Genomic DNA, 3,128 nt, shown 5'->3' with positions numbered 1-3,128 from the left:
GCCGGGCGCTGTGGATCGGCCCCTCGGTCTCGACCGCGGCGCTGATCGCCGACCGCACCTGCGCCGAGGCCGCGGCCCGTGGCAGGGCGTCGAGCACCGTAACCGGCCCGAGCAATCCGGGAGACCACTCGGCGTAGTCCTGCATCAACGGGCTCGTTGCCGCACTGGTGCTGGCCAGGCCTCGAGCGGATGTCGCGACGACGGCGGGCGTGATGGCTCCCGCCGGCTCGACCTGCGCGGTCGGATCCGTCACCGATTGGGTCGCCGTTCGAGCAGCCCTAGCTGTGGACGCGGAGGCACGGGAGGTTCGCGCGGCAATGGTGGTCGGCTCCGCGAGTGCCACCGAACCCGCAGCGGAATGCAACCCGGCAGCAGCGGGGGCAGCACCCTCGGCGACCGTCGCAGCGGCGGCCTCGACCGCAGCGCCGAGCCGGGCGATCGTCTCGTCGCGGTGGTGCAGCCACTCGGGCAGCCAGACCCGCTCGACACCGGGCCAGCGCATGATGCCCTGCAGCACGTCCACGGGCAGGCCATCGCGGTCGGAGACCGTGCGCCGGGCGCGCCAGTTCGGGCCGTCGAGCAGGACGGCAACCAACGGCCGCGCGGGGTCGGCTGCCGAGGCGAGGCTGAGGTCGACCCGGAAGTCGGAGAGCCCGACATCGGTCTGCACGACGTGCCCCGCGGCGCGGAGCGCGGCCGCGATGTCGTCGCGGTGCCGGTCCACGGTCGACGTGCGGCGGACATCCGTGCTGAGCGCCTCGGCGCCCGCGCCCGCCATCTCGAGGTACGCCTTGAGGTGCTTGATGCCGACCGAACTGGTGTCCTGCGCGCGCAGCACCGCCGGGTCGAAGCTCGCATAGAGCACCACCTGTCGTCGCGCGCGGGTGATCGCCACGTTGAGGCGCCGCTCGCCGCCCGCCCGGGAGAGCGGCCCGAAATTCAGCGGCACGGCACCCTTCTCGTTCGCGCTGAACGCGATCGAGAAGAGGATGCTGTCGCGTTCGTCGCCCTGCACATTCTCGAGGTTCTTGACGAAGAGGCCATCGACCTCGTCCAGGGCGAGGGCGATGCGCTCGTCGTCGTTGTCGCGGAGCAGGTTCTCAATGAGGTTGCGCTGCTGGGCGTTGAAGGTGATCACGCCGACCGAGGGGGAGACCCCGGGCGAGGCCTGGAAGCGGCGCTCGATGTCGTCGACGATCGCGCGGGCCTCGACGGGGTTGGTGCGGAGCGCCGTGCCGCGCACGGAGCGCTCGAACTGCCCGCTCACGCGCACGAGGGAGACGCCGTGGTCGCTGGCGGCCGCCGCGTCGGTGGACCCGACCGAGTCGGCCGTGCCGGATTCTGCGGTGCCGGATTCGGCGGAGCTGGCACGGGCCGAACCCGCGCTCCCGGGCCCCATCGGCGCCGGGAACGACGACAGCCGGCTCTCGTAGTAGTAGTGGTTGCTGAACGCGATGAGCGACTCGTCCTGGCTGCGGTAATGCCACGACAACCACTTGCTCGGCACCCGCGCCTGCACGCACTCGGTGAGGATCGACTCCTCGTCCGCGACCGCACCGAGCACCCCGTCGCCGCCATCGAGGCCCGCGTCGCCCTCGTCGTCGATGTTCGCGCTCGCCTCGGCGAAGCTCGTCGGCGGCATCTGCTTGCTGTCGCCCACGACGACCACGGATGCCGCCCGCCCCATCGCACCGATCGCATCCGCCACCCGGATCTGCGAGGCCTCGTCGAACACGACGATGTCGAACAGGGCCGCGTGGGCGGGGAAGAACCGGGCGACGGATTCCGGGCTCATCAGGGTGCACGGCATCACCTGGGTGATCAGGTCGCCGTAGTTCTCGAGCAGCGCGCGCACGCTCATGCCGCCGCGCTGCCGGTCGAGCTGGCGGCGCAGGCCGCCGACCTGCCCCGAGGCGAGGTTGGTGTCGAAACGGCGCAGGCCGAGCACCTCGGCCGGGATGGCCCGGGGGAGTTCGCCGCGCACCGCCCGGGTGCTCGCCGTGAACCGGGTGATCGTCTTGCTGTGCGCCACGAGGTTGAAGTCGCCGAGGGCGGTCGCATCCTCGCGTTCGGTGATCGAGGCGATCGCGAGGCCCTTGTCGAAGGCGAGCGCGGCATCCTCGGCCGGGATGCTGCCGGCCAGCAGCGCGGAGCGGGCGTCGGCGAGCCCGTGGCGGCGCAGCGGTTCGAGGTGGCGCACGAGCGCGAGCCAGCGTTCGAGCGCGACGGGCTGGGCGGAGTCGACCGAGCTGTCGGCCCGGGTGGCCGACCAGCGGGCCACGAAGCCGAGGTCACCGGCCCAGCGGGATCGGTCGGCGGGCTGCACGTCGGCGGCGGTGTCGAGGGACTGCCAGGCCGCGGCGAGGGCGGTGAGCGGCTCCCGGCCTTCGCCGAGCGGTGTCGAGGCGTAGTAGGCGCGCAGGTCGGCGGTGTGGGTGTGGGCATCTGCGGCCGGCGGGGCGGCAACTGTTGCCGCTGCGGACAACTGTGCCTCGGGCAGCGGACGCACTTGTCCGGACAGGGAACTGTTGCTGGGCTCGGCGGCGGGAGTGGGCACACCCGTGGCGGTGGACGGGGCAACTGTTGCCGCTGTGGACAACTGTGCCTCGGGGACCGGCAACAGTTGTCCGAAGCGGCCACTAGTGCTGGCGGCAGCCGCGGGAGCGGGCCGGTTGAGCGCGTCGCCGATCCAGCCGAGCCAGGCCAGGCCGGTGGCGAGGTCCTCGGCGTCGGCCGGTACGAACGGGTTCCACGCTGGGTCGACGAGCGGCACCAGCAGGGTGAGCGCGGCGTCCCGCAGGCCCTGCGCCTCGGCGTGCGCGGCGGCGAGGGCAGCGGTCAGCGTCGAGAGCGTCTTCAGCGGCACGGCCTTTTCCGGGGCGGATGCCGCGTCGCCGGTGAGCAGGTCGGCGATCTGCGCGAGCACCGCACGGCGCTTCTTCGTGCGGCCGAAGAACCCCGCGGCATCCGCGGCGAGGGCCGCCGCGTGGATCCCGGGCACGTCCCGCCCGAGCACGGTCGGCGCCACCCGGGTCAGCCAGTCCGGACGCGAGGCCCGCAACGCCGCGAGGTGCTGCTCGAGGCCGGCGATAAACGCGCGCCACTCGGGGGTGTGCAGGGTGTCGACC

At 72.9% G+C, this 3,128-nt stretch carries 1 protein-coding gene; it reads right to left on the bottom strand.

What is annotated here, in order from left to right; all coding sequences use genetic code 11:
• The coding region (locus tag QN350_RS19395) for an AAA domain-containing protein (RefSeq protein WP_323517155.1) at window positions 1–3,128 on the bottom strand (3,128 nt) is incomplete at both ends.

Source organism: Cryobacterium sp. 10I5 (genome assembly GCF_035019865.1).
GTDB lineage: Bacteria > Actinomycetota > Actinomycetes > Actinomycetales > Microbacteriaceae > Cryobacterium > Cryobacterium breve_A.
The sequence above is the reverse complement of the archived record's forward strand: the minus strand, read 5'-3'. Positions and strand labels throughout refer to the sequence as shown.